At 68.5% G+C, this 25,751-nt stretch carries 31 protein-coding genes and 1 pseudogene; 18 read left to right on the plus strand and 14 right to left on the minus strand.

The features are described from left to right. Positions 1-273: 273 nt before the first annotated feature. From AC1DXK_RS16455 to AC1DXK_RS16480, 6 genes are all read right to left on the minus strand, one after another. Positions 274-657: a CsbD family protein gene (locus AC1DXK_RS16455; protein WP_457107524.1), complete on the minus strand. Its 384-nt coding sequence runs from the start codon at positions 655-657 to the stop codon at positions 274-276. A 76-nt stretch (positions 658-733) separates the two neighbouring features. Then, on the minus strand, positions 734-937 hold the full coding sequence (locus AC1DXK_RS16460) for a CsbD family protein (RefSeq protein WP_457105977.1): 204 nt from the start codon (positions 935-937) through the stop codon (positions 734-736). A gap of 56 nt (positions 938-993) precedes the next feature. After that, complete coding sequence (locus AC1DXK_RS16465; protein ID WP_477298360.1) at positions 994-1,926, minus strand: PhnA-like protein; 933 nt, start codon at positions 1,924-1,926, stop codon at positions 994-996. Between the two features lie 42 nt (positions 1,927-1,968). Beyond that, entirely contained in the window at positions 1,969-2,475 is a 507-nt protein-coding gene (locus tag AC1DXK_RS16470; protein WP_457105975.1) for a CsbD family protein, read from the minus strand. Positions 2,476-2,542: 67 nt separating this feature from the next. Continuing rightward, positions 2,543-2,716, minus strand: a complete 174-nt coding sequence (locus AC1DXK_RS16475; RefSeq protein ID WP_457105974.1) for a CsbD family protein — start codon at positions 2,714-2,716, stop codon at positions 2,543-2,545. Between the two features lie 95 nt (positions 2,717-2,811). Next, positions 2,812-3,012: a hypothetical protein gene (locus AC1DXK_RS16480; protein ID WP_457106039.1), complete on the minus strand. Its 201-nt coding sequence runs from the start codon at positions 3,010-3,012 to the stop codon at positions 2,812-2,814. A gap of 989 nt (positions 3,013-4,001) precedes the next feature. Here AC1DXK_RS16480 and AC1DXK_RS16485 point away from each other — a divergent pair. Together AC1DXK_RS16485 and AC1DXK_RS16490 are read left to right on the plus strand one after the other, a co-directional pair. Beyond that, the gene (locus AC1DXK_RS16485) at positions 4,002-4,376 is read left to right on the plus strand and encodes a hypothetical protein (RefSeq protein ID WP_457105973.1); all 375 of its coding nucleotides are present in this window, start codon (positions 4,002-4,004) and stop codon (positions 4,374-4,376) included. A gap of 241 nt (positions 4,377-4,617) precedes the next feature. Next, positions 4,618-4,986 carry a hypothetical protein gene (locus AC1DXK_RS16490; protein WP_457105972.1) on the plus strand — a complete coding sequence of 123 codons (369 nt, stop codon included), beginning with the start codon at positions 4,618-4,620 and terminating at the stop codon, positions 4,984-4,986. Between the two features lie 156 nt (positions 4,987-5,142). On the opposite strand, the gene AC1DXK_RS16495 is transcribed toward AC1DXK_RS16490, so the two are convergent. Then, positions 5,143-6,471, minus strand: a complete 1,329-nt coding sequence (locus tag AC1DXK_RS16495; RefSeq protein WP_457105971.1) for an alpha-amylase family glycosyl hydrolase — start codon at positions 6,469-6,471, stop codon at positions 5,143-5,145. Between the two features lie 432 nt (positions 6,472-6,903). Between AC1DXK_RS16495 and AC1DXK_RS16500 the strand changes: the two genes are divergently transcribed. The 8 genes from AC1DXK_RS16500 to AC1DXK_RS16535 all read left to right on the plus strand — a co-directional run bounded on the left by AC1DXK_RS16500 (position 6,904) and on the right by AC1DXK_RS16535 (position 9,582). Then, positions 6,904-7,113, plus strand: a complete 210-nt coding sequence (locus AC1DXK_RS16500; protein WP_043346616.1) for a cold-shock protein — start codon at positions 6,904-6,906, stop codon at positions 7,111-7,113. A gap of 105 nt (positions 7,114-7,218) precedes the next feature. Beyond that, the gene (locus AC1DXK_RS16505; RefSeq protein ID WP_457105970.1) at positions 7,219-7,581 is read left to right on the plus strand and encodes a DUF6481 family protein; all 363 of its coding nucleotides are present in this window, start codon (positions 7,219-7,221) and stop codon (positions 7,579-7,581) included. A 41-nt stretch (positions 7,582-7,622) separates the two neighbouring features. Next, on the plus strand, positions 7,623-7,820 hold the full coding sequence (locus tag AC1DXK_RS16510; protein ID WP_457105969.1) for a hypothetical protein: 198 nt from the start codon (positions 7,623-7,625) through the stop codon (positions 7,818-7,820). A gap of 82 nt (positions 7,821-7,902) precedes the next feature. Continuing rightward, positions 7,903-8,139: a DUF7241 domain-containing protein gene (locus AC1DXK_RS16515; protein ID WP_457105968.1), complete on the plus strand. Its 237-nt coding sequence runs from the start codon at positions 7,903-7,905 to the stop codon at positions 8,137-8,139. Positions 8,140-8,394: 255 nt separating this feature from the next. After that, a complete protein-coding gene (locus tag AC1DXK_RS16520) occupies positions 8,395-8,640 on the plus strand; it encodes a hypothetical protein (protein ID WP_457105967.1) in 246 nt (81 codons plus the stop codon). Positions 8,641-8,649: 9 nt separating this feature from the next. Then, on the plus strand, positions 8,650-8,922 hold the full coding sequence (locus tag AC1DXK_RS16525; RefSeq protein ID WP_457105966.1) for a hypothetical protein: 273 nt from the start codon (positions 8,650-8,652) through the stop codon (positions 8,920-8,922). A gap of 155 nt (positions 8,923-9,077) precedes the next feature. Then, entirely contained in the window at positions 9,078-9,296 is a 219-nt protein-coding gene (locus tag AC1DXK_RS16530; RefSeq protein ID WP_457105965.1) for a hypothetical protein, read from the plus strand. 127 nt (positions 9,297-9,423) lie between these two features. After that, complete coding sequence (locus tag AC1DXK_RS16535; RefSeq protein WP_477298365.1) at positions 9,424-9,582, plus strand: hypothetical protein; 159 nt, start codon at positions 9,424-9,426, stop codon at positions 9,580-9,582. Between the two features lie 792 nt (positions 9,583-10,374). Here AC1DXK_RS16535 and AC1DXK_RS16540 read toward each other — a convergent pair. The 5 genes from AC1DXK_RS16540 to AC1DXK_RS16560 all read right to left on the minus strand — a co-directional run bounded on the left by AC1DXK_RS16540 (position 10,375) and on the right by AC1DXK_RS16560 (position 15,619). Continuing rightward, complete coding sequence (locus AC1DXK_RS16540; protein ID WP_457105963.1) at positions 10,375-11,430, minus strand: SLAC1 anion channel family protein; 1,056 nt, start codon at positions 11,428-11,430, stop codon at positions 10,375-10,377. A 14-nt stretch (positions 11,431-11,444) separates the two neighbouring features. Beyond that, a complete protein-coding gene (locus AC1DXK_RS16545; RefSeq protein ID WP_457105962.1) occupies positions 11,445-11,723 on the minus strand; it encodes a hypothetical protein in 279 nt (92 codons plus the stop codon). Between the two features lie 157 nt (positions 11,724-11,880). Further along, positions 11,881-14,103: a xanthine dehydrogenase family protein molybdopterin-binding subunit gene (locus AC1DXK_RS16550; protein WP_457105961.1), complete on the minus strand. Its 2,223-nt coding sequence runs from the start codon at positions 14,101-14,103 to the stop codon at positions 11,881-11,883. 10 nt (positions 14,104-14,113) lie between these two features. Next, the gene (locus AC1DXK_RS16555) at positions 14,114-14,560 is read right to left on the minus strand and encodes a (2Fe-2S)-binding protein (protein ID WP_457105960.1); all 447 of its coding nucleotides are present in this window, start codon (positions 14,558-14,560) and stop codon (positions 14,114-14,116) included. Positions 14,561-14,662: 102 nt separating this feature from the next. Continuing rightward, positions 14,663-15,619, minus strand: coding sequence for a GlxA family transcriptional regulator (locus AC1DXK_RS16560; protein WP_457105959.1), 957 nt, complete (start codon positions 15,617-15,619; stop codon positions 14,663-14,665). A 527-nt stretch (positions 15,620-16,146) separates the two neighbouring features. Between AC1DXK_RS16560 and AC1DXK_RS16565 the strand changes: the two genes are divergently transcribed. Together AC1DXK_RS16565 and AC1DXK_RS16570 are read left to right on the plus strand one after the other, a co-directional pair. Beyond that, complete coding sequence (locus AC1DXK_RS16565; RefSeq protein ID WP_477298368.1) at positions 16,147-17,874, plus strand: diguanylate cyclase; 1,728 nt, start codon at positions 16,147-16,149, stop codon at positions 17,872-17,874. 238 nt (positions 17,875-18,112) lie between these two features. Then, a pseudogene (locus tag AC1DXK_RS16570) lies at positions 18,113-18,321 on the plus strand (integrase); the annotation flags it as partial. 138 nt (positions 18,322-18,459) lie between these two features. On the opposite strand, the gene AC1DXK_RS16575 reads toward AC1DXK_RS16570, so the two are convergent. Continuing rightward, positions 18,460-19,221 carry a GntR family transcriptional regulator gene (locus AC1DXK_RS16575; protein ID WP_457105957.1) on the minus strand — a complete coding sequence of 254 codons (762 nt, stop codon included), beginning with the start codon at positions 19,219-19,221 and terminating at the stop codon, positions 18,460-18,462. Positions 19,222-19,385: 164 nt separating this feature from the next. Between AC1DXK_RS16575 and AC1DXK_RS16580 the strand changes: the two genes are divergently transcribed. The 6 genes from AC1DXK_RS16580 to AC1DXK_RS16605 all read left to right on the plus strand — a co-directional run bounded on the left by AC1DXK_RS16580 (position 19,386) and on the right by AC1DXK_RS16605 (position 24,172). Further along, positions 19,386-20,810 (plus strand): MFS transporter, encoded by a 1,425-nt coding sequence (locus AC1DXK_RS16580; protein ID WP_457105956.1) that lies wholly within the window; start codon positions 19,386-19,388, stop codon positions 20,808-20,810. Between the two features lie 358 nt (positions 20,811-21,168). Continuing rightward, positions 21,169-21,960, plus strand: coding sequence for a sterol desaturase family protein (locus AC1DXK_RS16585; protein ID WP_457105955.1), 792 nt, complete (start codon positions 21,169-21,171; stop codon positions 21,958-21,960). Between the two features lie 63 nt (positions 21,961-22,023). Beyond that, a complete protein-coding gene (locus AC1DXK_RS16590; RefSeq protein WP_457105954.1) occupies positions 22,024-22,413 on the plus strand; it encodes a hypothetical protein in 390 nt (129 codons plus the stop codon). Between the two features lie 28 nt (positions 22,414-22,441). Then, positions 22,442-22,660: a hypothetical protein gene (locus tag AC1DXK_RS16595; RefSeq protein ID WP_457105953.1), complete on the plus strand. Its 219-nt coding sequence runs from the start codon at positions 22,442-22,444 to the stop codon at positions 22,658-22,660. After that, complete coding sequence (locus AC1DXK_RS16600; RefSeq protein WP_457105952.1) at positions 22,657-22,953, plus strand: DUF6166 domain-containing protein; 297 nt, start codon at positions 22,657-22,659, stop codon at positions 22,951-22,953. Before AC1DXK_RS16595 ends, AC1DXK_RS16600 begins: the two co-directional genes overlap by 4 nt. Positions 22,954-23,497: 544 nt before the next feature. Further along, positions 23,498-24,172 carry an antibiotic biosynthesis monooxygenase family protein gene (locus AC1DXK_RS16605; protein WP_457105951.1) on the plus strand — a complete coding sequence of 225 codons (675 nt, stop codon included), beginning with the start codon at positions 23,498-23,500 and terminating at the stop codon, positions 24,170-24,172. A gap of 449 nt (positions 24,173-24,621) precedes the next feature. On the opposite strand, the gene AC1DXK_RS16610 is transcribed toward AC1DXK_RS16605, so the two are convergent. Continuing rightward, on the minus strand, positions 24,622-25,751 hold a 1,130-nt coding region (locus tag AC1DXK_RS16610), incomplete at its 5' end, for an ATP-binding cassette domain-containing protein (protein WP_477298372.1).

A 25,751-nucleotide genomic window follows, 5' to 3' on the forward strand; every position in this document is an offset into this window, starting at 1 on the left:
ATTCGCGCCCGTCGCAAGCGGTGTTTCCGACCGCACCCGCGACCGGGTCCGGTAGTATGACGATCTGTCCCGGATGGATCAGGTCCGGATCGCGGATCCGGCTCTCTGATTGGCATCGTCGATCACGGCGAAGCGGTCACCCGCGCCTCGGGTGCCCGTTCAGAATGTCCGGCCGGTGCGATCACGCCGTCCGTAGCGGCGTCCGAGAAAGGCGACGAGCTTGGGGACGATGAACGCCGTCAGGATCTTGTGCAGCATCGGGTGTCTCCGGGTTCAGCGGGCGCGGCGCACGAGCCAGCCCGCCGCGAAGGCGAGGGCGGCCAAGCCCAGCACGGTGTTGGCGTGGTTGCCGTCGAGGGTGCGGACGGCCCGCCGGCCGTAGGTCGCGCCGCGTTGGCGGGCGTCCCGGGCGAGCCGGCGGCCGTCGTCGATGAGGTCGTCGGCCCGCGCCCATGCCTCGTGAGCGAGATGGCGGCCGTCCTCGGCGAGGTCGTCGGCCCGGTCGCGGGCGCGGCCGTAGGCGTACTGGGCGCCGCCGGCCACCTGGTTCACGGCGCCGCGCACTTGGCGCGCCGGGTCGCCGGTCAGGCCGCCGACGGCGGTCTGCGCGCGACCCTTGAGGTGACGGGACGCGCCACGGATCTGGTCGCGGTTCATGGGGGGCTCCTGTGTCGGGCTGGGGCTGCTGCGATCCGGGGATGGGGCCGGTCCGGCCGGCCCCACCCGGCCGCGGTCAGTGCGTGCCGGTGATCTTGTCGGCGAGGGTCTTGGCGCCGTCCTTGACGTCGCCGACCGTCTTCTGCGCCTCGCCCTTCAGCTCCTGCGCCTTGCCCTCGGCCACGAGCTTGTCGTTGCCGGTGGCCTTGCCGGCCGCCTGYTTGACGGTGCCGACGGCCTCGTTGGCCAGACCCTTGAGCTTGTCGGTGGTGCTGCTCATCGCGTGCGCTCCTTGCGGTTGGGGGTGGGATCGGGGTGGATCCGGCCGCGGGGCGATCAGGCGCGCYGGGTCTCGTAGGYGCCGAGCAGGGTCGCGGGCTTGGGGGCGCCGAGGCGGCCCCCGAAGAGCGCGGCCAGCGCACCGAGGATCAGCGCGAGGGCGGCGTAGAAGGCGCCCTGGGTGGCGGCGGACTTGGCCGTCACGGCCGCGGCCTCGGCCTTCTGCTTGGCGGTGGCCACCGCCTGCTCGTACTGCTTCTCGTAATCCTGGACCTGCTGGCGGGCCTGGTCGGGCGCGATGTTCTGGGCCTTGGCCAGCGCGTCGGCGGCGCGCGCCTCGGCCTGCTGCTTCTGCCCGGCATCCCCGGTGAACAGCGCCTTGATGGCCGCCACGGCGGCGTCGCGGGCGGCCTGCGGGTCCTGGCCGGCGGCCTGCTGGCGGACCGTCCGCTCGATGCCGTCCAGCGGGTTGGTGATCTTCGACAGCGACGGCGCCGCGGCCTGGGCGGCGGTCTGCACGGTGCCGCCGACGAGGTTACCGGCGCCCCCAAGCGCCCCCGAGACCGTGCTCAGCGTGCCGCCCACGAAGCCGCTCGCCGCCAAGGTCAACAGGTACAGGACCACCAGCGTCGTCACCGCCCAGGACACCAGGCCGTGCAGGGCGGCCGCGCCCGGCAGCGGCTTGCCCGAGAGCCGGCCGGCGATCAGGCCGCCGGCCAGCGAGGCGACGATCCCGGAGGCGACGAACCAGACACCCGCCCCCATCGACACKGTCGAGGCGGCCGGGTTGTCGGCGGCGGTGGTGCCSACCGAGGCCAGGCCGACGCCGACGCCGACGAGGTTGACGATGACCTGGGTCACCAGGGCGGTGACGGCACCGGCGAAGATCGCCCCCCAGGAGACCTCGTTGAGCAGGACGGCGCGCGTGTCGGCGGCGGCGAGGTGGGAGGCGGGGGTGGAAAGAGGGGATGCGGTGGTCTGGATGGTCACGCTGTCACTCCGGGTGGTGGTTCGTCGAACGTCGAGGGTGGCTCAGTCGCGGCGGGCGCCGACCAGCAGCCCGAGGCCGAAGCCGACGGCGCCGGCGATCAGCAGGGAGGCAAGCGGGTATTCCGCGACCTGATGGCCGACCGCCCGGCCGCTCCGCCGCAGGGACTGGCCGCCCCGCTCGTAGGCTTCCTCGGCGTAGTCGTAGGCCTCGTCGGCGGCGTGGCGCACGGTGCGTTCCGCCCGGGCGTAGTGGTCTTCCGCGGCATCCTGGGCGCGGCGGGCACGGGCCTCGAGGTCGCCAGATCCAGCGATGCCGCCGACGGCATCCCGGATCTTGCCGCCGACGTCGCGGGCGGTGTCGGCGACGTGGTCGGCCGCGTCGCGGACGGTGTCCTTGGCGTGCCCGTACAGGTTCTCGGCCTGTCCGGCCGCCTCGCGGACGCGACCCTCCGCCGAGTCCCGCTTCGAGCCGGTGAGATCACCGAACGCGCCCTGTATCTTGCCGCCGATGTCCTTGGCGGCCCCCGTGATCCGATCCGTATCGACCATGTCGTTCTCCCTCGTGATCTCGCTCGTCGTGGGCGGCCCCTCACCGTGAGAAGCCGGGTCACATCCGTCAGCGCCGTCCCGGTCCCGTGGGCTCGGCTTCGCCGGCCTTCGATGCGGATGCGTCGCGCGTCTGGCGTCGGCCTTCGGTCTCCGTCCGGGCATCGCCGGTGAGCTTGCCGATGGCCTCTTTCACCGAGCCCTTGAGATGCTCGGCGGAAGTCGTTGTCCTGTTCTCGGTCACGGGCGCCTCGTGGTGTTTGAGGAAACCCCGGCCGGCCTGGAGATGTGCGTCGAAGCTGCGCCATCAATGGTTTTTCTATACCGGTAGAGCGGTATTCATCCGTCAGATGTGCTGAGCGGAAATCCGTTTTCGCGTCCCCAGACGCCGGCCTCGCTGCGCCTGTGGATGCCAATCTTGCGGTAGAGGGCGGGAGCGTTGGCATACGCGATGGTCTGATCGGGCTCGACCAGGATCACGCCCTCGCTCAGGCCGGCGATGATCTGCCGGAGTTCATGCCTGTCGACCTCCGCCGTCACAGCTCGCTCTACCCCCTCGTGCGGTCAGTGCCCGATCGGCAGCGGGGCACAAACGGGTTGCGCACAAGGCGGTTCCCTCATCTGCGTTATTTTCTTGGTATACACGCATCATGGACGCGGCCGATTTGCGCCAAACGTTAATCCTCAGCCGATCGGAATGCCCGGCTGCGCGATCTCGCTGGAACCTCGGACCGGATTCGAGGTGGCCTCGCGGGCCGCACATCGATGAACGACTGCCTGGCCCTACGGGACAGGCCGCCGTGATCTATGGGCCAGGCGCAGACTAGCGGACGAACCTTCGACAAAACTTCCCAGAAGTTGTGGACATCGAATTGGTTTCTCGTCTAGGCGGCGTGCCGGCACGCCGCTCGGAGGCCCTGTCCGCCGCCGTGCCGCATCTGCGACGCTTCACGCTGGCGCTGGCCCGCATGCGCCTCTCGACCGGGATCTTCAGGCGATGCTGAACAGGTTCGCCCCGGTCCGGAGGAAGGACACGGTCGCCCTTCCCCGTCGACGTCCGTTCAGGCCGCCGCGTTAAAAAAATTCCGCGTACCGGTAAATATCTCTCATTCACAGGAAGGGCTTAGTGCTCATATCGAGCCTCGGAACGCGGGGTCGCCCCATCGGTGCATCCGCAGTTCCGGACCTTTTTGCGAGGTTGTGCCGGGCGGATGGCCCTCTTGTCCGGCACGGCCGCGAGGCCGGGCGCTCGCGCCACTCCGAGCGCGTGTCCGGCCCGTTGCCCTTTCCCTGTCCCGGCAAGGGGCGCTCGACGAGCAGGTTCGGTCTCCCAGGTCCGGAGCCTGCCGGCCCCGTCGACGGTACACCCGGCGCTTCAGCCCCGGCATCGGTCCGCGGACAGCCCCTGGCGCGCAAGCCGGGTCGGGCATCCGCGCCGGCTGCCGGTCCGCCATCGCGCCGCGGCCTTCGACAGGGCCACCCCGACGCGATGTCCCGTATCCGAGTTCGAGGCCTTCACAGAGGAGACCATGACCCGACTTCGTGCTGCCATGTTCGCGCCCGCCCTGTTCCTCACCCTCTCCGGCGCTCCGACAGACGCCTCCGCGGCCAACCGGTTCGATGGGGCTTGGTCGGTCGTCGCCACCGCGGAGAGTGGGAGCTGTACCGGACCTTACCGCTACCCCATCGTCATCCGGGACGGGACCGTGGACGATGGCGGCGGCAACGGCATCGACGCGTCCGGCCGGGCCGGCGAGGACGGCCGGATCACCGGCACGATCCGCAAGGGGCTCGCCAGCGTCTCGGTCTCGGGCCGCCTGCGCGGATCGGGCGGGATCGGCCGCTGGACGCTGTCCGGCCTGGGCGCGTGTTCGGGTCGCTGGACGGCGCGCCGCACCGGGTGAGCTACGGGATGCGGTAGCCCATGCCTGCCGCCGCGGGCCGGGTGTGTTTGCGACGACCGGGCGAAGCGGGCCTCAGGCCGCCACCTGCGGGCGGGCTCCGATCAGCGGGATGATCCGTCGATTCGCCCTCGGCGGGGCGTCGGCACGCGCCTGCGGCAGGCGATCGATGCGTCGCGGCGGCGAAGCCGCGCTTCCAATCGCGTTCTGAGGCGTTGTCCCTCCCGAACCGCAGGAGGCGTCAATGCCCGTCATTCGTTGGCTGATCGCCAAAATCAACGCCTTGCTTGTCGGCCAGACGCAGGCGCGCCGGGCGCGTGCGATGGCGAAGGACCGAGAGGCCGGTACCTTCGAAGGCGAACATGCTGGCAGAGCCCGAAACTTCGAGGACGACTACAACGCCGCCACGCGCATGCTGAAGCTGCGGATCGATAAAAGATTTCCGGACAGCTACTATGCGAGGCTGAGTTCCGGCAACAACAGCTCTTACGATTACGGGCAGGATCGTGCCCTCGCCATCGACACCATGTCGACGGCCATCGCCATGGCCCTGCGCGGGGGCGCCTCCGTGGAGCAGGCCGCTGCGGCCGGCGCGGCGAGTGTCGGACTCTGAATCAGGGAGGGCCGCCTTCTCCGGGCATCAACGGCCTCTGGATCGCCCGGTCCCGGCAGCGCAGGCGACGGCCGGGCCTCATGCAAACCGTACCGGACGGCGCGCCTTTCCCTTCCTTCGGGACGCGTCGCCGAACCGTAAGAGCCGGCAGGGCGATCAGGCAGTCAGGACGGCCCAGCCATGGGCCGGAAGGCGCACGCGGGCATCGCGGCCGCCGGCTTGCGCCAGATCACCGTCACCCGCCTCGATCGCCCCCGCATCCGGCACGGGCAGCAGCGCGGCCGTGTCGGCGAGGTTCAGGGCCAGTATCACCTGCGCCGCCCCGTCGCCCATCGCGAGCACCAGTTGTTCGTTCGCGAGGTGCAGGGTCCGGCTCCGCGCCCGGTGAAGCCCGGCATACCGCCGCCGGAGCGCGATGAGCTGCTGGTGCAGCCGGTAGATCGGCCAGCCATACGGTGCGAGATCCGCCGGGGTCGCCGGGAAGGCCGGCCGGATGGCGTCGTCGCCGCCGACGCGCTCCTCCTTCACGCCCCGGAAGGCCTGCTCGTCGCCGGCGTAGACCGAGGGGGTCCCCCCGCAGGTCAGGAGGATCGCGAGGGCGTGCGGCAGGTGCCGCTCGTCGGTGAGCCGGCTCGCGATGCGCGTCACGTCGTGATTGCCCACGAAGGTCAGCGGCACGAACGTGTCGAGGCAGGCATTGTGTCGGTCCAGGGCATGGGCCAGTTCGAACAGGTTGCGGTCGTTGAGGGCGCTCCAGATCGCCTTCCAGAGTTCGTACTGGGTCACCGCGTCCAGGCCGGTGTCCTGCACGAAGCGGGCGTAGTCGCCGTGGATCACCTCGCCGACGATGTAGGCCTCGGGATGCGCGAGGCGGAGCCGGCGCAGCACGCGCGCCCAGAAGTGCGGCGGAACCGCGTAGGCTGCGTCGAGCCGCCACCCGTCGGCGCCGCGGGCGATCCAATGGACCATGACGGCGGCGACGTGATCGGCGACCTGCGGGTTCTCATGATTAAGCGTGACGAGCTGCCGATGGCCCTCGAAGCAGGCGTAGTCCGGCTCGAGGCCCGGGCCGGAGCCCCGCGGCCACGACAGCCGGAACCAGCCGGCCTGTCCGGATTCGGGGCCGTGTTGCAGGACGTCCTGAAAGGCGGGATGGGCGCGCCCGACATGGTTGAACACCCCGTCGAGCAGGATGTGCAGACCGCGGGCGTGGGCGGCCTCGATCAGCGCATCGAAGTCGGCCTCGTCGCCCAAGCGCGGGTCGATCCGGAAGTGGTCGATGGTGTCGTAGCCATGCGTGGAGGCCGCGAAGATCGGCCCGAGCGCCAGCCCGGACGCGCCGAGGTCGGCCGCGTAGTCCAGCCAGCCCAGCAGATGGGAGAGACGGTGCGCGACCGGCACGCCCGGGTCGGCCTCGGGCGCGGCGCCGACGAAGCCGAGGGGGAAGATCTGCCACCAGACAGCCTGTTCAATCCAAGATGCCACCTGACCTCCGCTGCCGGATCTCCGCCGGTCCTCGTCCGCGAGCGAACTCGCGGTCCGCCGCAATCGTTGCGCCCGCGCGCCATTCCGCGTCTCCGGCCCCCCTCGGGCTGCCGGCGCTCCGATCCCCCTTCGCAGGATAGGAGGCGGCCGATCGGGACTTCGCGGCGCGTCCGACGCACGCCAATGCGCCGCCGCGCTGCAAAGCCTATTTCTTCGCCGCGCCGGACCGAGATGTCCGCATCCGTGCCGTGTGGTTGTTATTATCTCGCGGATGGTCTATGTGTGTTGGATCGACTTTTGGCCAGATATTCGGCCGCATCGCCTGAACAGGGCGAGCGCTCTGCATCTCTCCCATTTTCGACGACCAGCGACCGGGCGCGTGTAATGCATGCGCTCGACCTCTTTGTTTGCCTATAATGATATGGAATACCTATGAGCATCGGCACCGTTAAGTGGTTCAACGACACCAAGGGCTTCGGCTTCATTCAGCCGGATGACGGCGGCAAGGACGTCTTCGTGCACATCTCCGCCGTCGAGCGCGCCGGCATGCAGGGCCTGACCGAAGGCCAGAAGGTTTCCTACGAGATGGAAACCGACCGCCGCAGCGGCAAGCAGTCGGCCGGCAGCCTCCAGGCCGTCTGAGCCTCACGCCTCTTCCGAGACCGTCTTGCGAAGCCGTTCCCCCGGGAACGGCTTCATTTATTTCCCGCCGCCGGAGTCGGACTCCAGCGCGCATGAGGAGTGTTCGTGGGCCAATTCAGAACCAGCCAGCTCGTTGATCGTCTCGAGGCGAATGCCAAGGCACGACAGGACACCCTCGCGCGATTCCGGGCTCGCCCCGCAGCCGACGATCCGGTCGTCCTCGCTCGACAGGCTGCCCGGCACGCGGTGGTTCAGGCACGCGACGTGCGGAACTCCGAGCGCGAGACCGCGCGGCAGGCGGAGGCGGCCCAGCGCGAGGCCGACATCCTCGCTGCCAGCGAGCGCGAAGCGGCTGAGCAGGTCCGCCTGGCGGCCGAGGCGACCGAGCGGCAGGCGGCCCAGGCCGCCGAACAGAAGGCGGCGCGCGACGCCCGCTTTGCGGCCCGCAAGGCCCGAGCCCGCCGGTAGGCCGGCCCCCGCCCCCACAGCACTCTTCCGGAGGACGATACATGTCTCACAAGTTCAAGGTCGGTCAGCATGTCCGGCAGTTGGGGATCAGCTACGCCGGCAACAAAAGCATTGTCGACGGCCTGTTCGAGGTGATCCGGCTCCTGCCGGACGACCGCTCGGGCGAGCCGACCTATCGGATCCGGTCCGAGGTGGGCGAACGGGCTGCACGGGAAGGCGAACTCACGCCGGCCTCCTGATCGCTTCAGGCCGGTCCCGGCACCGCGTCGGGATCGCGGCGCGACAGGCGCGCGAGCCCACCGCAGGAGAGACCGTCCGGTCATGGCGAGCACGCGGCACGATAACCGGTACGCCGCGGAGATCTGCCGCGAGCACGGCTGGACCGTCGGGACATGCCTCGTCGGAGATGCCGGCTACGGCCCGACGGTCATCCAGATCACGGCTCTCGGCGACAGGGTCATGCTGGCCCGGATCGTCCGCCACGGCTGTCTGTCGGTCGAATACCACGATGCCCAGGCGTGGACCCTCTCGCTCCGGGATTGGCGACCCGTCGGCTGAGCGCGGCGCTCCGGCGCGACCGGAATCTCACGGATAGGAAACGACCGGTCCACGGACGTCCGCAGTGGACCGAAGCGGCCGGCGACGGCTTGGCGTAGGTCTCGTGGCATACGCATCGACCAACGTCGGGATCGGACGCCCGTTTCACTGAAGCCGGACCGGGCAGGCGCAGCTGCCCTGCGTTCGCATCTCGGATCATTCCGCGGTTCAGCCGCGTTTGAGCTTTGCCGTAACTGCAGCGGCGCGGAGTCTGCCGTGTACAATCTCTTTCTGTCCTCTCTGATGCTCGCGATCGAGTCGCAGAGCGTCATCGCCCTGCGCTTGGTCCGTCTCGCCGGCGGCGGCAGCGAAGGATTGGCCGAGGCGCAGTCGATGGTGGTCGAGAAGGTCGACGCGGCGGCCGAAGCCATGGCGACGCTCATGAGGGGCGGCTCACCCGAGACCGTCATCGCGCGCTACCGCGAGCACGTCGCCGCGAACACGAAGCGCTTGAGCGTGTAGGACCCAGCCATGTCGAAGGCCGATTCCCACTCCCCCGCCGCGGCGCTGATCGAGCCCAATCAGACGGCTTACATCCTCAAGGTCTCGCGCCCCGACGATGCCGAGCCATCCGGCCGCTTGGTGATGTTCTACGCCGCGATCACGACTTCCGAGGCCGATGCGCTCGCCATCGTGCGTCGGGCCGTGAAGGCGGATGCGGAGGTCGAGCCGACGGGGGTGCGACTCTCCCAACAGACGGCCAGCGCCCTCGATCTGGAGGCGGGTCTCGCGCGGGCGCTCTGACGCGGCGCGACGCCCCTACGCGTCTGCGGACGCGCCTGCGATCGCAGGACGTCACGGCGGATCCCGGTCGGCGATCCGGCGCTGGGGATCGGAAGGGGACCTCTGCCGCGCGCCGCGCGTTGGGGCAACGAACGGCAGGCTGAGGACGGTCCCGGATGGACATCGAACGCTTGGCCGAAACCGAGAGCGTGCTCGCCGTCACGGACCGGCTGTGGCGTGCCGAGATGCAGCGGGCCTTCGGACCGGATGCAGTGCTGCACCATGGCTACGGGGCGGAGCGCCAGGGCGCGCCGGGCACGCGCCTGCGTGCGACCTTCGAGGATCGCCGCACGGCCATCGCGGCCTGGCGGCTGGTTCGGCGACCGGCGGCCTGATGCGGGGCAGGGACATGCCGGTGGGCCGCACGCGTCGTGCCGGGGCGGTGGCGCTTCGGCGTCAGAAGGCGCATAGGCAGCGCATCCCTCCGCGCAATCCCGTGCCCTGGGCTACGAAGCGGAGGCCATGATGGCACGCGAATTCACGACCGGCAAAGCGCAGGCGGTCACGCCTGAGGAATTCAACGAACGTGTGAAGCGCCTGCTCGCCGACAAGCCCGAATTCCGCAAGCCGGAGCCCAAAACCAAGAACTTCAAGACCAGCAAGCCGCCCGTGTCGACCTGACGGCTCGCTCACGGGGCTCTCGGGATCGGGCTTGCCCCGGTTCGGACTCCGCGATCCCTCGCCCGGGATCCGTGTCCGACGCCCGAGAGCCCCGATCTCCAGGCCCCGATGTCCTGGCCAGGCGTGATCCGAGGGTCGATCGGGTCTGGGCCGGGCGTGCAGGCCGTCCGCAGGTGGGTCGGAGTTGGCGCAGGCCGCCACCTGCCGATCCCGGCCCGACCACATGGCGCCAGAGGCCGAAGCCGCGCACGCCACCGCTTATCCAGCCCAAACCGATCAGGGCGCCGCGAACGTCGCATGTCCCGTCCGGAGGCGCTGGCTCGCGGCCGGTCCGACCGCATCGTTTCGAAAGACCCAAGGCCGTGACCCAGCGCCGTCGGCATGTCCGGCCAGATGCCCGCTACCTTCTCGCTGTGGCAGCCTAAAGCGCTGCCGTGAAGAATTTGGTGGTGCTGGCAGTCGGATGCGAACCGGTCTCGGCGCGTAACGTCCCTGTCCGAGCGGTAAATACAGGGTACCGTCCCGGGACATCGACGGCTGAGCGTCTGTGGGATGAGTTTATCGAAATGTCTCCGCGACTTGGCGGTCTGTTCTCTGCTCATGCGAGCCGGGAAGGGGCGGTCGTAAACAGGCGAGCGTGCGTCCGGCGGGAATAAGTCCTCGGATCTTGGATTGCTAAAGCCGCCGTTCCGCTTCGCGCCCTTCGCGGCCACGCATCTCGCTCTCGCAGCTTCTCTGATGCGCACGTTGGAACTCAGCGTCGCGAACAAGCCACTGCCCGGCCCCCGGATGTCACTGCCCCAGTGTGCGAAGCTCTCCGCGAGCGAGGCCGATCAGGGTCCGACCGAACAGCCAGGCGATGACCAGCGTCGCGAGCGTGAGCAGGCAGAGGGCGAGAATGTCGGTCGCACGTCCCGTCTCCGCCGTCGCAACCCGAAGAGCCGCGACCGCCGCTGCGGCGAGGGGGAAGCTCACGCCCCACCACGACACGCGGAACGGGCAGCTCCGACCGAACCGGGCGAGCTTCGGCAGCAGCACGGCGAGCAGGAACAGTGTGACTGCGAAGAGCGCCTCTGCGAACAGATCGACCGTGCCCGTCGTCGCCACATAGGCCGAGAATCCTACCGCGAAGGGCGCGACGAGGATGAGGAGCGACGGCTGGAGTGCAGCGGGCAGGGGCGGCTCGAACAGGAGGCGGGACAGGATCAGCGTGAACAAGGGTACGGCGAAGAACAGCCCCACGGCCAGCCCGAAGACCATCACGCCCTGCATCGGCGGCAGGCCGAGTACGGGAAGGGCGAGCGGCACGTCGAGGAGGCCGACCACAGGCACGATCCAGGCCGGCGTCGCATGCGCGACCTGCTGCCGGTCGCTCAGCCAACGGGTCACGATCAGCCACGCGAACAGGGTCATGCCGAAGGCACCGACAATCCAGGATATGCGCGCCAGGGTGAGGCTCAGGGGCGCCAGCGGGAACGGCAAGAGAAGCAGGCTGATCAATGGCGTGCCGAACAGGTTGCCGGCGATGGGATGGCGGAACTCGGCCCGCACCGCCTGGGCGGCGATGACGGCCTTGACGGCGTAACCCGCCGCGATGGCGACGAAGGCCGCGCAGGCGACGAGCCCGATGGCCTCCGCGACCCAGAAAGGGAACCCGTACCGGGCATGCGCCAACCTCCAGGCGACGCTGAGGCCGGTCAGCCCCATCACCGCCGCGAACACGCCGACGGGCAACCCCTCGATCTGCCGCCAGCCTCCCGGAAGCTTTGCTTGCTCCGGAGCGCGATGGGCGGTCAGTGCGGCCTCGGAGGCGGGTGCGCCGTCCGCGTTCTCGACGATCTGCGGCATCGACCGACTCCCACTCAGGCAGGCACCGAACGCCTGTCGTATCCGCCGATAGTGTAGCGGGCAGCCGGCACTCGGTGGGATAGGCTGGGACCCAGTCGGAGGCGGGCGGCCTCAAAGGCCTGCCAGTCGGCGATGTCCGGCAGCGCGGGGATCGTGACGGTCTTGCGCGCATCGAGGCCGGCGAGCGACGCTGCCATGAGGTCGCGGGCTTCCATGATCATCTCCGCAGGGATCTGGCCGATATCCGCGCAAGCCCAATCAAAGAAATCGGTGCGGGTGACGCCGGGCAGCACCGCCTGGAGGCGAACACCCTTGCCGCCGACCTCGGCTGCGAGCCCCTGCGTCAGGGCGAGGACGACGGCCTTGTGCGCGGCCTAAGCCGCACCGATCCCCGAGGAGGCGCCCGTTACGAGCGCCGTGCCTGTGAGCTGTGTCATCGCGGATCCCGCGTCAGGCGGAGGAAAGCTTGGTGTTGGCGATCGGAAGCGCACGGATCCGCTGGCCGGTGAGCGCCGCGATGGCGTTGAGGACGGCGGGCGGCACACCCGGCAGGCCCGGCTCGCCGACCCCTCCCATCGGCGCGCCGCTCTCGACAATGCGCACATGGACCTTCGGCATGTGCGCGCGGCGCAGGACCGGATAGGTGTCGTAGTTCTGCGATTGCCGCACGCCGTCGCGGTAGACGATCTGCTCGAACAGGACCGAGGACAGGCCCAGCGCCGCCGCCGACTCGACCTGTGCCTTCACGATGGCCGGGTTGACGATGCTGCCGGGGTCGAACGCGATCCAGAGGTTGTGGACGCGGGCCTCGCCGCCCTCCACCGAGACTTCCGCGATCGTCGCCGTCTCCGACCCGAAGGGCGAGGCCATGGCGATGCCGCGGGCGCGCATCCCACCCTCGGCGGGATATGGCCCGCGCTGCCAGCCGCCGGACATCTCTGCCACCGTCGACAGAAGAGTCCGGTGCCGGGCGCTGCCCTGGAGAAGCGCCCTGCGGAGCGCAAACGGATCCTGGCCGCCAGCCTGGGCGACCTCGTCCAGGAAGCTCTCGTAGAACGCGTCGTTCATCGAGTGCCCGACCGAGCGCCAGAACGCGATGTTCACGGGGTGGGCGACCTTCGTGAAGGTCATACGCCGGTTGGGCACCGCGTAGGGCTTCTCCACGATGCCCTCGACCGCGGAAGGGTCGACGGGGGTCTGCATCATCATGCTGAAGTAGCGGCCGATCGGACCTTCACCGACGGTGCGGACCTCGATCGCCGCCGGCTGCCCCGCCGCGTCGAGGGCCGCGCGGAAGCGGCTGAAGCTCAAGGGACGCACGGCATCGCGGGCGAATTCCTCCTCGCGCGACCACAGCACCTTCACGGGCCGCCCCGTAGCCTTGGCGAGCAGGATCGCCTGCGGGAACGGATTGCCGGCCTCATAGGTGAAGTGGCGGCCGAAGAAGCCGCCGAGCATGGGCGAATGGATGCGGACCTGGGCCGGCTGAAGCCCGGCAACCTTCGCCGAGACGGCCTGGAACACCTCCGGCATCTGGTTCGGAAGCCAGACGTCGAGGGTCCCGTCGCCGTCGAAGTGGGCGATGGCCGAGGGCGGCTCGAGCTGCGCGTGGGCAAGGTAGGGGGCCTCGTAATCGGCCTCCACCACCTTGGCGGCCCTGGCGAAGGCGGCGGCGACGTCGCCCTGCTCCTCCGCGACATGGCCCGGATCGGCGGAGGCCTTGAGGGCGGCGAGCATGCCCTCGGACGAGAAGTCAGCCGCGACGGTGCCGATGCCGCTGGCCTCGGCGGCCGTCCATTCGACCTTCAGGGCCTCGACCGCCCTACGCGCCCGCCACCAGCTATCGGCGGCGACCGCCACGGCGCCGGGCAGTCGGTGCACCGAGTGCACGCCCGGCATGGCCTTGACCTCGGCCTCGTTTGCCAGGCCCTTCGGCTCCGTGCCCAGGCGCGGCGCGTGCTGTACGGCGGCGTAGAGCATGCCCTCGACCGTCTGGTCGATGGCGTAGATCGCCCGGCCCGTGGATTTGTCCCGCACGTCGAGGCGGGGAATGGGCTGGCGGATGTAGCGGAATGTCGCCGGGTCGCGCAGCGGGACGGATTCGTTCGGCTTCAGCTTCAGGGCTTCGGCGGCGAGGTCGCCGTAGGAGAGCGCCCGGTTGGTGGCCGCGTGCAGCACGACCCCGTCGCGGGTGGTGAGTTCACCGTCCTGTACCTTGAGTTTGGCTGCCGCCGCGCGGATCATCAGGTCGCGGGCGGTCGCGCCGAGGCGGCGCATGGTTTCGTAGCTCGACCGGGTCGAGAAGCTGCCGCCGGTCATGCGGATACCGTTGACGACGGCGTAGTCCGGGCCGGGCGGCGCGCATTCCACGACGAAGCGGGATGGCGGTACGTCGAATTCCTCGCCGACGATCTGCGCCAGGCCGGTGGCGACGCCCTGGCCGCCCTCCACGAAGGGGCTGAGAAGCCTGATGGTGCCGTCGGGGTGGATCTCCAGGAAGGCGGCCACCCGCGTCCCCGGCTTCGGCGCAAGGGCACCTGCGCCCTCCGCGGGACCCTGCGCCTCGGCGCGAGCGAGGCGCACCGGCAGGAGGGCGCTGAGGACGAGGGCACTGCCGGCACCCGCGAGGACGCGGCGACGGGACGGGGCTGCGGGGCGGGGGAGCGGCTGCATGGCGGGCGCCTCAGGCGGCGGCCTGCCGCACGGCGGCGGCGATGGCGTTGTAGGTTCCGCACCGGCAGAGGTTCGTCATCGCGTCGGCGATGTCGCTGTCCGTCGGGTGCGGCGTCTGCTTGAGCAAGGCGGTGGCGGCCATGACCTGACCGGACTGACAATAGCCGCATTGCGGCACCTGCAGCGCGACCCAGGCGTCGACGACCTTCCGGCCGACCGTGTCCTGCTCGATCGCCTCGATGGTGGTGACGGCTTGGTTGCCGACACTCTCCAGCGGCACTTGGCACGACCGCGTCGCCTGCCCGTCCAAGTGGACGGTGCAGGCTCCGCACTGGGCGATGCCGCAGCCGTATTTCGTGCCGGTCAGGCCGAGCGTGTCGCGCAGGATGAACAGCAGCGGCGTATCGGGCTCGGCATCGACTGCATATTGGCGACCGTTGATCGTCAGGCTCACCATGGCCGCGAATCCCCGACAGGAAGTAGCCCCCCGGCCATGCTTAAGCTGAGGTCTCGGCACCCACCACGTCATAATTGCCACGTTTTCGGCCATGCCGATGCGTCAGACGACGGCGAGCGGTCCCGCCGCCCTGCGGATCGCCCGCGGGACTTCCCCCTGGACGCGGACAAAAGCCCGGCGCATCCGCTCGCGGTTGCCGAAGCCGGTGGCTTCGGCGATCTCCTCGATGGGCAGGCGGCTCTGCTCCAGCATGTGCTTGGCAGCCTCGACGCGCATCACCTCGACCGCCTTGGCCGGCGAGACGCCGGTCTCGGCCCGGAAAGCCCGCGTGAACTGGCGCGGGCTCAGGCAGGCGACCGCTGCGAGATCGTCTGTGGTCAGTGGACGCCGCAGGTTCTGCCGCGCATAGGCGAGGACGCTCTGGATCCGGTCGCTCGGCGCGTCGAAGTCGAGCAGGGCCGAGTGCTGGGCTTGGCCCCCGGCCCGGCGGCGCTCCATGACGAGGCCCCGCGCTACGGTACGGGCCACTTGCCGGCCATGGTCGCGCTCGACCATGCCGACCGCGAGATCGATCCCCGCCGACATGCCAGCGGACGTCCAGATGTTGCCGTCCGCGACGTAGATCTTGTCGATGTCGAGGTGGCAGTCGGGATAGCGCGCGCGGAATTGGGGCGCGTAGCGCCAGTGGGTCGTCGCACGGTGCCCGCTCAACAGGCCCGCATCGGCCAGGGCGAAGGCACCGAGGCACAGACCCGCCAAGCGGCGCGTCGAACGGGCCGCCTCTTGCAGGTAGGCGACAAGATCCGGGCTCGGCTCGGGAAGGCTGATCCCCGCGGCGACGATAATCGTGTCGAAGGCGGACGGATCGCTCAGCCGCTCGGTGCCGACGACGGGGCCGCACCCCGAGCGGAGGAGGCCGCCCGCCTCCGACAGCACTCGGATGTCGTAGGTCGTGTCAGCGACGTACCGGTTGGCGACGGCAAAGGGCGAGGTCACGGCCAAGCCCATGAAATCGAAGTCCGGACACAGCACGAGTCCAACGCGCCGGACGTCAGCCATCGCGGACTCCTCTCGCCGACCCGTCCGAGCCTGTGTACATCAGGCCGCAGGCGAGCCACGACAAGCAGGACGGCTGAAAACGAGGCCTCTTCCTCCAGCCCCCTCCGCCCGAGGCGAGCCGGCATAGGGCCGCGCAACGGCTTCTCGGCGCCCCACAAGACGTGGTGAGCGGCAAAGTTCGGCCGGAGCGGAGCCTGTGTCCGCAAGCGCGGCGGCCGTTCCGCTGACGGCCACGACCGGTCCCGTCAGCGGGCGCCCTTGAACGGCGGGGCTGGGTGGATTTCTGCCCGACCGCTTACGGGCGGCGGATGCATTGAAGCGGACGTCGCCGCTGCGCCCGCTTCCGTCCCTCTGCAGAAGCGCGGAACATCCGCCTTTATGTGTCTTGGTGAGACACAATCTTCCGCCGTCACGGGTGGGTGCGCGGTTGCCGCCGGACCGCACAAGCAGCGCATTGTTTACGAATAAATTTCATTCGCTGTCACGGATTGGGCCGCATAATCCTCGCTGGTCGAGGATCGTTCAAGATGTTCAAGCGGCTCGCGGACCGCATTTCTTTACGGCGTCAGATCAGCCTGCTCGCCGGCACCATCGGCCTTGCAATTGTCTGCGTGACCACGCTCGGGTCCGCGTTGCTGGCGCGCGGGCAGGCCACCGATATGGCGCAGAACGCCCTCCTGCAGGTTGMCCGGTCGATGGCCGATCGGCTCGATCAGGATATGGCCGAGCGCCTGCGCGAAATCCGCAACGTCGGAGCGCTTGAGCCGCTGCAGCCCCACTGGCTGGAGAACACCGGCGCCCTGCGCAAAGTGCTGGAGACGATGCAGAGGACGCTGCCGGATTACGCCTGGATCGGGTTTGCCGATCGCGGCGGCCAAGTCCGTGCCGCCACAGGCGGCATTCTCGAAGGGGCGAGCGTCAGCGAGCGCCCCTGGTTTGCCGACGGCTTCCGGCAGGCCGCGGTCGAGGATGTGCACGCGGCGACTTTGCTGGCATCCAAGCTTCCTCCCAACAGCGACGGAACGCCGTTCCGGTTCGTGGATGTGGCCGTCCCGGTCGGCGATGTCTCGGGCCAGATCGTCGGTGTTCTCGGTACTCATCTCAGCTGGCGATGGGCTGACGTCGTTCGGCGTGAGGTCTTGTCGTCACGTAGGCCGGAGTTGAGGGAGGACGTCGTCGTCCTCGATCGCTCCGGCAGGGTTCTGCTCGGATCCGACGCTGGAGCGACGCCGTACACGGCCGCAGATCTCGCGTCCGGGCACTTCATCGTTCACAGCACTGGAGGCGATCAGCTCGCCGCGGCCGCCGCAACTCGCGGGCGTGGCAACTATCGGGGCCTGGGCTGGATTGTCGTCGCGCTGCAGCCGGTCGACACCGCCCTGGCCGGGGCAAACCGTCTTACCAGACTGATCCTCCTGCTCGGGCTCGCCACGGCTGTACTCGGCGTCGTCGCGATCTGGTGGGTCGCGGCGCGGCTGACCCGGCCCTTGGCGCAGCTCACCGAAGCCGTCGGCCGCATCGGCCGCGAGCCGAATGCGAGGATGACGCGCCATGTGCACGGCTCTCCCGAGGTCCTGCGCCTGTCTACTTCAATCAGGTCACTGCTGAGGCGCATCGGCACGGCTGAGGCGGATGCACGCCTCAGTGAGGCCGAGGCAACGCACGCAGTTGAAGCCGCCGAGGACCGGGTCAGACGTCTTGGAGCCGATCTGCATGCGATGCAGGTTCTAGCCGACACCGATGCGCTGACCGGCCTGCTCAACCGGCGCGCATTCCTGCCCTTGGCCAACGACGCGATGAGCTACTTTAGGCGCTACAAGCGATCGATTTGCATCCTGATGATCGACATCGATCACTTCAAACGCGTCAACGACCTTTACGGCCACGCCGCAGGCGACGAGGTCATCCGCCAAGTCGGACGCATCATCAGCGACGCGATCCGGACGACCGACAAGGTTGCGCGCTTCGGTGGCGAGGAGTTCGTGGTCCTGCTCCGTGAGACTGATCTGAAAGGCGCGGCCGTCTTCGCAGACCGGATCCGTCAGACGGTGGCAACCACCGTGTTCGAGCCCGAGGGGCCGTGCCTCAGAGCGACAATCAGCATCGGCATGGCCGAGGCGGAGTTCACGGACGTTGACGTCGACCACACGATTGAACGAGCAGACCGCGCTCTCTATGCGGCCAAGTCGGGTGGGCGCAACTGCGTGCGATCGTTTGATGCGACAGTATCGCCAGACCTTCGAGCGGCCGCCTAGTGTGGCCACGAGAATGAAACGCATCGCACCGGAAGTACGGTTCGATCGCTGCCGGGACGGCTGCTAAACGATCGGTCGACGGCAGCCGCTTACCCCATGCCGAAGTTGCATGGCACAGAACGAACGGCGGCTTCGGAGAGGCGAAGGGGTTGGTCTGGGCGGCTGGTACGGGTCGCAAGCGGTCCGTCAGCTTATGCTGCCCTCGCTGCAGCGGCATCGGCCGGCGAGGAGACAGACGATGGGACGATCCGCATACGATCCGGCCGCGAAGGGTCGCAGGCCTGGAGCGCTGGCCGCAAGCTCGGCGCCATGCGCGCGCTGAAACCTCGGCAAGTCTGGGCTATCCGGTTCCGGCTCGACCGCGAACGGCGCGTGCGCGACCGCGCCATGTTCGACCTCGCCATCGATAGCAAGCTGCGCGGCTGCGACATCGTCGAGCTCACAATCGACGCTCCTCACATCTGTGGCGCAGGACGCTCAAAAAGGTTGCGCCAATAGCCGAGCCGCCGTCCGACACTTCAGACGTATCAACGTAAACCAACGCTCGGTATCATCGTGTGGTCAGCTCTTCTGAACCTACGCGGTTCAATGATCCAGGGTCTTGCGAGCGAAGCTCTCGATGTAGTCGACGAGCTTGTCCGAGGCGGCACCGGCGGCATCGACGTCGCGTCGAGCGACCGCTTCGCAGACATCGGCGTGGAGATTGGCGGTCAGCGGCAGATCGGCCGCCTGCTTGTAGTGCTGGTACCAGAAACGCCGTGACAGGCCCGCCATGCTCTCCAATGAGCGCACTGCGAACTCATTGCGCGATGCCGTTGCGATCAGGTCATTGAACTGACGGTCCAGGCGCATGAACGCCAAGTCGTCCAACGCCGAGGATGCCTCGCGCATATCCTGCGCAAGACCGGCGAAAACGTCCCGCTCCTCCTTCGTGGAACGCTCCGCGGCGAGGCGGGCGATCAAGCGCTCCAGCACACGTCGAGTCTCCAGCAGGCGCAGCTGCGTGCGCACGTTGATTTCGGAGACGAGGATGCCGCGGCGCGGCATGACCACGACGAGGCCATCGCGGGCGAGACGCTGCAAAGCCTCGCGAATGGGGGTGCGACCGATCCCGAGACGTTGAACCAGGTTCTGCTCGCCCAGCACCATGCCGGGCGGGAGCACAAGCGTCGTGATCATCTCCTCCAACTGCTGGTAGGCTCTGTCGGTGAGCGTCAGGTCGGGCAGGTCATTGCCTCCGGCAGCCCCGTCGGCCCCGTTGATCGCCCCCTTCACGGCTTTCCTGGCCCGCTTCTCGCCACGCTGCGCGGCGCGGACCGACGTCGTCTTCCCGGTCACGAAATTCATCGACGACGCCCCTTTACCCTTCCCAGCCCGCTCGCCGCTGCCCGCCGTCCTGCATGGTGCCGTGCGCTTCCCTACGCAAGGGGCATATCGCTGATATATCTTGCGCAGATTAGCAGTATCCTGCAATAACACTATGCGCATACTAAAACGCTGGGAGGCAAGGAATGGCAGGGCAAATCGCGATACCCACGGGCGGCCTGCTGCCGGAACAGGCTACAGCGGAAACCCCCGCCCGCGCTGCAGCTGGGTCGAGCGCGGTGATCGCGGCACGGCTGGAACGCCTGCCGATGACCCGGTTCCAGCGCAATATTTTCCTCATCATCGCGACGGCTTGGTTCTTCGACTCGATCGACCTCGGCTCGCTCACCTTCTTGCTCGGCTCGATCAAGACTGAGTTCGGCCTCTCGACGGCCCAGGTCGGCCTTCTGTCGAGCATGAGCTTCATCGGCATGTTCGCCGGCGCGGCGATTTCCGGTATGCTCGCCGACCGTTTCGGCCGGAAGCTCGTCTTCCAAATCAGCATGGTATTCTGGGGGCTCGGCAGCGCGTGGTGCGCCTACGCGTCGGATGCGACCATGCTCGGCTACGCCCGCCTGCTCCTCGGGTTCGGCATGGGTATGGAGTTCCCCGTGGCCCTGGCCATCGTCTCCGAGTTCCTGCCAACGGCCAAGCGTGGCCGATACCTCGCCATCATGGAAGGCTTCTGGCCCCTGGGCTTCATTGCGGCGGGGTGCCTCAGCTACGTCCTGTTGAGCTACTTCGACTGGCGAGCGGTGTTCCTGGCCCAGGCGCTGCCGGCCCTGTTCCTGTTCGTGATCCGCTTCCTGGTGCCGGAGTCTCCTCGCTGGCTTGCGGACCGCGGCCGGTACGCTGAGGCCGATCGCGTGATGACGACCATCGAGACGAAGGTGGCCGCGCGTCTTGACGGCCGCTCACTGTCCGAGCCGGAGGTCCGGCCTGAACTGGCGCAGGGCGAGCGTCGCTTCTCCTTCCTCGAGCTCTGGAGCCCGGGCTACGCGAGCCGCACGGTCATGATCTGGCTGACGTGGTTCTTCGCGCTACTGGGCTTCTACGGGCTCACCACGTGGCTCGGAGTCCTGCTGCAGGATGCGGGCTACAGCGTCGCCAAATCCGTGACCTACACGATCCTAATCTCGCTCGCCGGTGTGCCGGGCTTTATCACCTCGGCCATCCTCGTCGAGCGCTGGGGCCGCAAGCCGACCGCCGTGCTGATGCTACTCGGCAGCGCCGTCGCGGCCTACCTCTACGGCCACTCCCCGAGCTTCGCCTGGTTGATCGGCTTCGGGCTGATGATGCAGTTCTTCCTGTTCGGGATGTGGTCGGTCCTCTACGCCTACACCCCCGAGCTCTATCCCACCCGCGCGCGCGCGACGGGAGCCGGCTGCGCTTCGGCCGTCGGCCGCGTGGGCTCGCTCATCGGCCCCTACGTGATCGGAATCATCCTGCCGACGCTCGGCCACGGCGGGGTGTTCGCCCTGGGGGCCGGATCGTTCGTCATCGCAGCGGCCAGCGTCGGCATCCTCGGCATCGAAACCAAGGGCAAGTCGCTCGAAGCGATCTCACACTGAGCGGACCCGCGGGGATGCGAGCGGCCCGCACCCCCGCGCCGCCGGAATGCCGCGTTGCAATTGACGATTGATATATCACTGATATCCTGCTAGCTGCATATCACGGAAAGCGTCATGTTCCCCAAGGCTCGCGACGCGGATGACAGGCGGCGGCGCACAGGTCTGTGGGGATGCGGCGGATGCACGGGCAGCCAACCCGCGGCCCGCGCTCGTCCCGCGGCCAAGCTGTGGTCGCGTCCCGAGCAGTGGCCGCCCAGACCGCTCGGCAGGCCGTAGCGGCGATAGCGTTCCAGTAAACATCTTCGTTTGAGTGACTGCGGCGGCCGCCTCAAGAGATATCGAACAAGGGAGACTCCCGATGGAACTCGCAGTCACCAGGATGAGCGAGCGGCAACGACACTACCGAGCCAACTATCGGCAGCGCGTCGCGGGCTGGTACAACGGTTTCCTGCACATCGCGATCATCTACACGATTGGCCTGACGGCGCTGTACATCTATACTTCGAACATCAAGGGGCCGACCTGGGCGGAACTCGCCACGGTGCCGGTCGTGTTCCTGTTTTGCAATTTTTTCGAGTGGTGGCTGCATCGTTACGTGATGCATCGACCGCAGAGCAATCCGATCGGCCGCGCCGTCTACAATCGGCACACCCTCCAGCACCATCAGTTCTTCACCGACCACGAGATGCGCTTCGCCGATCATCGTGATTACCGGGTGACGTTCTTTCCACCCTACGCGCTGGCGACCTTCACGCTGATGTCGATCCCGGGCGCCATCGTGTTCGGCAACGTGTTCACGCCGAACGTCGGCTGGCTGTTCATCACAACGACGACCAGCATCTACATGATCTACGAGTTCATGCACTTCTGCTGCCACGTCGAGGATAACTGGTTTGTCCGCAACATGCCGTTCATCAACACGAACCGCCGGCATCACACGGCCCATCACGACCAATCGATCATGATGGAGCGCAACATGAACCTGACCTTCCCGATCATGGACTGGCTGTTCGGCACGTCCGACCTGAACCGTGGCCTGCTCGGGACGCTCTTCAACGGCTACGACACCCGCCACGTGAGGACGGACATGCGCAGGACTTCACGCACACCCGGTGTTTCGAAGTCCAGCGCCATGCAGGCGGCCGAGTAAGCCTCCGCTACACGCGACGAGCGGCGCCCACGGGACGCCGCCCCGACACTTGGGAGGTTGTCCATGAGCATGATCGAACCGAACGTCGCCGCCCTCGCGTGGTTCGCCCTCTTTGCCGGCGTCGCCAGCGTCGGTTTCTATGTCCTCGCGGGCATGTTTCCGCTGGAAACCCGCCCTGACCTGAAGGGGCGGCCGCTTGGCCTGTTGCTGCTGGCAGCCAACGTCGTGCTTCTGCTGGCCTTGGTCTGCGGTTGTCTGGCCTACGGTGCCGCCAACCTGCGCTGGACGAGCCTGGTCATCGTGGGCGGAATGGCCATCCTGTTCGCCCCGGGCCTGTTCAACGTCTGGCCCCAGCGGTGGCGTGACGGCTTGGTCGGCCTCGCCATCATGCTGGCCGGGCTCGGCGGGGCACTCGGCCTGCTGCTGCAGGTCGGTTCCGTCCTCACCGTGTAAGAACGACCACCGATCCGGGAAGAATCCGATGCCGTTTCCGATCAAGCTTGGCTTGTCCGTCGCCGTCGCCTTGGCCGCGCTCGCCGGGTGGTTCTACATGGGCTACCTCGGTCAACCCGGCCCACAATGGGCCGTCGCGTTCCTCGGCCCCTTCATGGTCGTCAGCCTCTGGATCTTCCCCGAGGTGATGCGCTCCCGCTCCGATGGCCGCACCCCGCGCCACCAGATGAGGGAGGCACGGTCATGAACAAGGTCTACCTGGGGGACCGTACCATCGACGGGATCGTCGTTACGGTCGATGGAAAGCCGCTTCCCGACAGGACGGACTCCAAGCGCTACTCGCGCAACGGCTTCGAGTGGAGCTACGAGGGATCCGAGCCTTCGCAACTCGCGTACGCGATGCTGGTCGACCACCTCGGTGACACGGCCGAGGCGGAACGCCTCCAACCGCAGTTCATGCGCAGCGTCGTGGCCAACTTCCAAAACGAGTGGGAGATGACGACGGCTGACATCGATCGCGTTCTGCAGCGCCTGCGCTAGGCGAACACCGCGAGCGCGAACTGAAGTCGACGGCCGGGCTTAGCCGCCTCGACCCACGTCGTATCCTGGAAGGGCGGACATGCGTGCGGCAACGGCACCATCGCCGAAGGAGCCGACCGAGAAGACCGGCAAGCGGACGATCCTCGATATTCGCGCCGCCCAAAGTACGAAACGGTTCAGACCCTGATCGAGAGGCGAAAGCACATCTGAATCCGCGTCAGGCGTGGCCGCAGGGTTGACGGTGTGCACTGGCATTCGTTGAGATCCTGCGCGCTTGGAGCGGCGAGATGCTACAAGACCCATCGCTCATCCGCGCGCCCGTGTGCGACTTCCGTGACACCTGGATCGGCCCGGCTAGTGATGCCGACGCACGCTGACTGTGTGATGCTCTCAGCGGGCCGTTCGACCCGAGCAACCTCACGATCGTGCGCCGGACGCACCTGATGCACCGTGGAGCCCGGCGTGGCGTGCGCAGGCAGGCGTCTGCCGCCTTTCTGTGCCAGGGCACGCCAGCCTAGAAAGTCCCGCTCCAACAGGAGAAGCCATGTTCTCGGTCATCTTCGAAGTCCATCCCGGCGAGGGCTGCACGGATGCGTACCTCGAGCACGGGAAGCTGCTGAAGCCTGAGTTGGAGAACATCGACGGCTTCATCGACAACGAGCGCTTCACGAGTCGGACCCGGCCGGGTTGGGTGCTGTCGCACTCGACGTGGCGGGACGAGAAGTCGGTGATCCGCTGGCGAACCCATGCGGGCCACCACGTCGTCCAGGAGAAGGGCAGGGTCGAGGTCTTTTCCGACTATCACCTTCGGGTCGGCGAGGTGACGGCCGATACCCACGTGCCTCACGGACATGCCGTGCGCGAGCAGCGGTTCGACGCCACCGAGATCGGGGGCGCCAAGGTGTGCCAATTGTGCGAGACGGTGCCGCGTGCGGGCCAGTCCCTGCCCGACGGTCTCGTCGGTGCACTCGGGCTCGCGCCCGCAGCCGATGGCCTCGTGGCGTCAGACGTGTTCGACTCGATCTACAATCCAGGCAAGGTCATGCTGTTGTTGTCATGGGTCGACCCCGACGTGGCCTCGGCGTTCAAGCCTGTCGCGCCGGCCGAGGCCGAATGCATGCGCATCCGGACCGTGCGGGTGATCCGCGACTACGGCATGTTCGACCGCCGCGAGAGCCCGCAGTTCTACCCGCCGGTCGATCGACGGGAGAAACGGTGAGCCTGGCGCTTGCTCCGCCTTACCGACACGGCAGGCGGCCGAGGCTGCATGGCAATTGCGACACGCAAAATCCACGTCTGGGATGCCGTCGCGGCAGCCGCACAACCGGGCGGGCCGCGGAGCACCCTCGTGAGACCGATCAGAGAGCGAGCGGTCGCCGGCGAGAGGCATCGCGCTGCCGTCAATGGTTTGGGCCGACTGCGCCGGAGCGCGATCGGCGATAGCCCCTCCCGTGGTCGCTCAGATGTCGGCGCGACGGTCCGCGCCGGTCGGCAGCGCACCGGCTGCGGGCCGCCCGGCGCCAGCTCTACGCCCAGGCCCTCGCCGAACGCGAGGCTGTCGAGGTTCGGCCCGAGATGGACCGCCAGCCGCATCCCCCAGGCTTGTCCGGGCAGGGCGCTGTACCCGGAGCGACCGTCTCACAAACGCGTCTCCACACCGTGTCCCCGTTACGCCGCACCGAGATAGGCCGCTTCCAGGCCCTTGTCCTCCGACAGTTCCGCCGCGGTTCCGCGCGCGACGACCCGGCCCTGCTCCAGCACATAGCCGCGGTCGGCGACCGTGAGGGCCAGCGCCGCCATCTGGTCGACGATCAGGATAGTCACGCCCTCGTCGCGCAACTCGGCCACGGTGGCGTAGAGGGCGTTGATCATCGCCGGGGCGAGGCCGAGCGACGGCTCGTCGAGGAGCAGGATGCGCGGGTGCGCCATCAATCCGCGGGCGATGGCCAGCATCTGCTGCTCGCCGCCGGAGAGCAGGCCCGCCCGGCTCCCGGCCCGGTCGCGCAGCCGCGGGAACCGGTCGAGCAGGCGCTCGATCTCGGCCGGGTCGATCGGTGTCCCGCGCCCGAAGGCGCCGAGGCGGATGTTCTCGACGACGGTGAGCTCCGGGAAGACCTGCCGGCCCTCAGGCACCAGGACAAGGCCACCGCGGGCGATCCGGTGCGCGGGCAGCGCCTCGACGCGCCGGTCGTCGAAGACGATCGTGCCCGCGACCGGACGCAGCAGCCCCGCGAGCGCCCGCATGGCCGTGGACTTGCCGGCGCCGTTCGCGCCCAGCAGGGCGACGGTCTCGCCCGGCCGCACGTCGAGATGGACGCCGTCGAGGACGGGCGCGGCGCCGTAGCCGGCCGTCAGTTCGAGGACGGAGAGGACGGCGTCCGCCGGCCCCTGCCACGGCGCGCTCCGCGGCCGGGCTGGGGTATCGGCGCCGCCGAGATAGGCGCGCAGCACCGCCGGGTCGCGCCGGATCTCCGCGGGCGTGCCCCGCGCGATCGGGCGGCCGGCATCCATGACGAGGATGTGGTTGGAGATGCCCATGACCAGCGGCATGTCGTGCTCGACCAGCACCACCGCGACGCCGCTGTCGGCGATCCGGCGGATCAGCCGGGCCAGCCGGTCGGTATCGGCCCGCGACAGGCCGGCGGCGGGCTCGTCGAGGAGCAGCACCGCGGGGCCGCCGGCGAGCGCCCGGGCGATCTCCACGAGCCGCCGGTCGACATGGGGCAGCTCGGCGGCCGGGCGGTCGAGGGCGCCGCGGTAGCCGACGAAGGCGAGGAGCGCGGCCGCCGTCGCGCGGT

Source organism: Methylobacterium sp. P3_A11, assembly GCF_056403155.1.